2 protein-coding genes and 1 pseudogene are annotated in these 4,704 nt (G+C 58.3%); all 3 read left to right on the forward strand.

Translation table 11 applies throughout. The features are described 5' to 3' along the window. Window positions 1-309 (forward strand): annotated as a pseudogene (locus tag VL003_RS07505) (DNA polymerase III subunit beta); the annotation flags it as partial. 98 nt (window positions 310-407) lie between these two features. Further along, entirely contained in the window at window positions 408-2,855 is a 2,448-nt protein-coding gene (gene gyrB, locus VL003_RS07510) for a DNA topoisomerase (ATP-hydrolyzing) subunit B (RefSeq protein ID WP_325441138.1), read from the forward strand. Between the two features lie 189 nt (window positions 2,856-3,044). Further along, the gene (locus VL003_RS07515; protein WP_325441140.1) at window positions 3,045-4,607 is read left to right on the forward strand and encodes a class I SAM-dependent DNA methyltransferase; all 1,563 of its coding nucleotides are present in this window, start codon (window positions 3,045-3,047) and stop codon (window positions 4,605-4,607) included. Window positions 4,608-4,704: the final 97 nt, after the last annotated feature.

Genomic DNA, 4,704 nt, shown 5'->3' on the forward strand with positions numbered 1-4,704 from the left:
AGTTTGCAGCGGGCCGCCATTCTTACCACCGACAAGCTCAAGGGTGTCCGAATCCAGCTTTCCGACAACCAGCTTAAAATAACCTCTACCAACGCCGAACAAGAAGAGGCGCTGGAAGAAATCGACATCGACTACAGCCACGAGCCGCTGGATGTCGGTTTCAACGTCAGCTATTTGCTCGACGTGCTCGCAAACGTCAAGACCGAAATGGTCCGGTGGTCAGTTCAGCCCGACGTCAACGCTTCGGCGCTTATCACCACCCCCGACGACGACCAATTCAAATACGTCGTCATGCCGATGCGCATCTAAACTATTCGATGCTCTTCGCTCGGCTGGCGGCCTGTTGCCGCCCGGCCCTTCGCCGCAAGGCTCGCCGTACGGCGCACACAAGGTACAAAAGTTCAGCTATGTCAGATCAAACCACGATTACCAATGAAGCAGGCTATGGCGCCGAGTCCATCAAGATGCTTAAGGGCCTGGAAGCAGTCCGCAAGCGTCCGGGCATGTATATAGGCGACACTTCCGACGGCACCGGCCTTCATCACATGGTATTCGAGGTGGTAGACAACGCCATCGACGAAGCCCTGGCCGGATATTGCGACGATATCGTCGTAACCATACACGCTGACAACAGCATCTCGGTTTCCGACAACGGCCGGGGTATTCCTACCGACATTCACAAAGACGACGAGTTCGGCCGCAGCGCTGCAGAAATCGTCATGACCGAGCTGCACGCCGGCGGCAAGTTCGACCACAACTCGTACAAAGTGTCGGGCGGCTTGCACGGTGTGGGCGTGTCGTGCGTCAACGCCTTGTCGCAATGGCTGCGGCTGACTATTTGGCGCAAGGGCCAAACCCACGAAATGGAGTTTCGCCAGGGCGAGCGCGTGGCGCCCCTGTCCGTTATCGGCCAGGCCGACCGTCAGGGCACGCGTGTGCACTTTCTGGCCGACGACACCATCTTCGAGAACATTGAGTATCACTACGAAATCCTGGCCAAGCGCCTGCGCGAGCTTTCGTTCCTGAACAACGGCGTAAAAATTCGCCTGGTCGACGAGCGTCAGGGCAAAGAAGAAGACTTTGCATTTTTGGGTGGTGTCAAAGGGTTTGTCGAGTACATTAACCGTGCCAAAACGGTGCTGCACCCCAACGTGTTTTCGGTCAGCACCGAATCTACAGTGGGCGACACCACGGTGGGCGTCGATGTGGCCATGCAATGGAACGACAGCTACACCGAAACCGTACTTTGCTTTACCAACAACATTCCACAGCGCGACGGCGGCACCCACCTTACAGGCTTGCGCGCCGCCATGACGCGCATACTTAACAAGTACATTGCCGACAACGAGCTGGCCAAAAAAGCCAAGGTCGACACCACCGGCGACGACATGCGCGAAGGCCTGGCCTGCGTGCTGTCGGTAAAAGTGCCCGAGCCCAAGTTCAGCAGCCAGACCAAAGACAAACTGGTCTCGAGCGAGGTTCGCCCCGCGGTTGAAGAAGCCGTGGCCCGCACCCTTGAAACCTGGCTGCTCGAGAACCCCACCGACGCCAAGGCGCTGTGCAACAAAATTATTGAAGCCGCCCGTGCCCGCGACGCCGCGCGCAAGGCCCGCGAAATGACACGCCGCAAAAGCGTGCTTGAAGGTGCAGGCCTGCCGGGCAAGCTGGCCGACTGCCAAGAAAAAGACCCCGCCAAAAGCGAAATTTACATTGTCGAGGGCGACTCGGCCGGCGGGTCGGCCAAGCAAGGCCGCGACCGCAAGTTCCAGGCTATTTTGCCGCTGCGCGGAAAAGTGCTTAACGTTGAAAAAGCCCGTTTCGACCGGCTGATTGCCAGCGAGGCCATTACCACGCTGATTACTGCGCTGGGTACCGGCATAGGGCCTGATTTCAACATTGAAAAGCTGCGGTACCACCGCATTATCATCATGACCGACGCCGACGTTGACGGCGCGCATATTCGCACCCTGCTGCTTACCCTGTTGTACCGCCAGATGCCCGAGCTGATTGACGGCGGCTTCGTGTACATTGCCCAGCCGCCGCTGTACAAGGTCAAGGTCGGTCGCGAAGAGCGCTACCTGAAAGACGACCAGGAAGAAGCGCAGTTCATGATGCAGGTGGCCCTGAAAGAAGCCGAGCTGGTTCCCGCCAAAGGCGCCACGCCCATTAGCGGCGATGCCCTTAGCGAACTGGCGCGCCAGTACATCATGGCCGACGCCGTCATCAACCGGCTCTCACGCCACATGGACACCGAAGCACTTTCGGCCCTTGCCGAAGGCATCGAGGTAGACCTTTCGAGCGCCCAAAGCGCCCAAGCATCGGCAACCGCCTTGCAGGCCGCTATTGAAGACACGCAACTGAACGACGTTACCGTCGAGGCCGAAGCCAACGAAGACAACACCGCATGGCGTCTGGTTGTAAAGCGCATGCACCACGGCAACGTGCGGGTTACGCTTTTTGATCGCGTCTTTGTGCTGGGCGCCGACTACGCCGTGCTGTCCAAGGCCGGCAAAACCTTCAAGGGTTTAATCGGCGAAGGCGGTTTCGTTGCCCGCGGCGAAGGCGACAAGCGCAAGCAAAAATCCATCGACGACTTCCGCGAAGCCATACAGTTCTTGCGCGCCGAAGCCGAGCGCAGCGTCACCAAGCAGCGCTACAAAGGCCTGGGCGAAATGAACCCCAGCCAGCTGTGGGAAACCACCATGGACCCCAGCGTGCGTCGTTTGTTGCGTGTTCAGATTGAAGACGCCATTGCGGCGGACGAGGTCTTTACCACGCTGATGGGCGACCATGTAGAGCCGCGCCGCGCGTTCATTGAGAAGTATGCGCTGCAGGCGGGGAATATAGATACTTGATGATGTAGGTTTTCACAATTGGCTGAAAAATCCGCAGGAATGCGGAGCATGTAAAACGGGCTCCAGCCATACAACTGGAGCCCGTTTTGTTTCGGGCAGAGGTGCTTAGTCGGTCTACTTACTTGCGTCGCTCTGATTGTGCTACCTTTGTGCGATTCAAATGTTTACGCGATCAAGAATGCAAGGCAAATGGTAGACGACATCAAGAAAACCCTGTGGGCCGCTGCAGACAAGCTGCGCGCCAACATGGATGCCGCCGAATACAAACATCTGGTATTGGGGCTCATCTTCCTTAAGTACATTTCCGACACCTTCGCCGGGCGGCAAGTCGAATTGCGGCAACGTTTCGCCGACTCCACTGACGAATACCACTACCCGGATGCCAGCGAGGAAGACCTGGCCGCCGAATTGGAAGACCGCGACTACTACACCGCCGCCAACATCTTCTGGGTGCCGGAAGCAGCCCGCTGGGAAGCCGTACGCGCCGCCGCTAAGCAGCCAGATATTGGCAAGCGCATCGACGACGCCCTGACCACCATCGAGGCCGAGAACCCAAAGCTCAAAGGAATCCTGGACAAACGCTATGGCCGCGCCCAATTGCCCGACGGCAAGCTGGGCGAATTGGTGGATATGATTTCCACCATAGGCTTTGGTGGCGATGCCAACACGGCCCGCGATATTCTGGGCCAGGTGTACGAATACTTCCTGGGCCAGTTCGCCAGCGCCGAAGGTAAAAAGGGCGGTCAGTTCTACACGCCTGCTAGTATCGTGAACACCCTGGTGGCCGTGCTGGCCCCGCACAAAGGCCAAGTCTACGACCCCTGCTGCGGTTCCGGCGGCATGTTCGTGCAGTCGGAAAAGTTCATCGAAGCCCACGGCGGCAAAATAGGCGACGTATCCATCTACGGCCAGGAATCCAACCCCACCACTTGGCGCCTAGCCGCCATGAATCTGGCGATTCGCGGCATCGACTTCAACCTGGGCAAAGAGCCCGCCGACACCTTTACCCGCAACCAGCACCCTGACCTGCGCGCCGATTTCATTCTGGCCAACCCGCCATTTAATATTAGCGACTGGTGGCACGGCAGCTTGGAAGGCGACCCACGCTGGGAGTATGGCGACCCGCCCAAGGGCAACGCCAACTACGCTTGGTTGCAGCATATGTTGCATCACCTGAAGTCCACTGGGCGTGCGGGCATTGTGCTCGCGAACGGGTCCATGACTTCCAGCCAGAACAACGAAGGCGTCATCCGCGCAGCCATGGTCGACGCCGATGTGGTGGAGGTGATGGTGGCGCTACCCGGACAGTTGTTCTTCAACACTCAAATACCCGCCTGCCTGTGGTTCCTGGCCAAGCAGAAGAAACGCAAGGGCGAAGTGCTGTTCATCGACGCCCGCAAACTGACTAAGATGATTTCCCGCGTGCAGGCGGAGCTGGACGACGACGCCATTACCCGTATCGCCGAAACCGTCGCGGCCTGGCGCGGTGAGGTCGAAGACGGCGCCACTTTCACCGAATACCAAGATGTACCCGGCTTCTGCCGCAGCGTGCCGCTATCCGAGATTGCTGAACATGGTCATGTACTCACGCCGGGGCGTTATGTTGGCGCGGAGGAAGTCGAGAGCGATGACGAAGCTTTTGTCGAGAAAATGCAGAAGCTCACCGAGAAGCTGGGCGAGCAAATGGCGAAGGGCGCGGAGCTGGATGCGGTGATACGGCAAAAGCTGGGGGGGCTGGGGTATGAGTTCTGAGTGGGCTTCTTCAACTGTAGGCGAGTTCTGCCCTTTCCGTTATGGCAAAAACTTGCCACAACGAATGCGACGAACCGGTCGAATACCGGTCATCAGC

This window comes from Pusillimonas sp. (assembly GCF_035515275.1).
GTDB lineage: Bacteria > Pseudomonadota > Gammaproteobacteria > Burkholderiales > Burkholderiaceae_B > Pusillimonas.